Origin of the sequence: Evtepia gabavorous, assembly GCF_003425665.1 — a bacterium.
Classification (GTDB): Bacteria; Bacillota; Clostridia; order Oscillospirales; family Oscillospiraceae; genus Evtepia; species Evtepia gabavorous.
The window spans coordinates 1-412 of record NZ_QQRQ01000061.1 but is presented as its reverse complement, the minus strand read 5'-3'; the positions used below and the strand labels follow the sequence as shown (position 1 = coordinate 412).

At 42.0% G+C, this 412-nt stretch carries 1 protein-coding gene; it reads left to right on the top strand.

Annotated features, from left to right (window positions below; genetic code table 11):
• On the top strand, positions 1–145 hold a 145-nt coding region (locus tag DV520_RS12075; protein ID WP_148881891.1), incomplete at its 5' end, for a tyrosine-type recombinase/integrase.
• Between the last annotated feature and the right edge of the window lie 267 nt (positions 146–412).

The window sequence follows — 412 nt, the reverse complement described above, 5'->3', positions numbered from 1 at the left end:
AGAAGGCGTAGATATTCGATATATTCAACGGTTGCTCGGGCATAGCTCCATTTTGACGACACAAATCTACACCCATGTGGCTGGTAAAAAACAGCGGGATATTCTATTAGAAAAACACCCCAGAAATAAAATACATTTTGCGTGACAAAGACGGGTATGCCATCGGTTTGGCATACCCGTCTTTGTTGTAGGAGTGAGGATAATCTCTTATTATCAATCGTTTAATCAGTTTCTGAAGCCAGCATAAGACATGAACGGGAAGTCATCCCCATTATGAATCGTTCTTGTGCGGCGGCAGGTAGGGAGGGATGATCTATGCGTATTGGTCTTGTTTTTGATATCAGAGAAGATTATGGGCTTGAAGCAAGTGATGTGACCTTCTGTGATTTTAACTATCTGAGCGATATGCAGT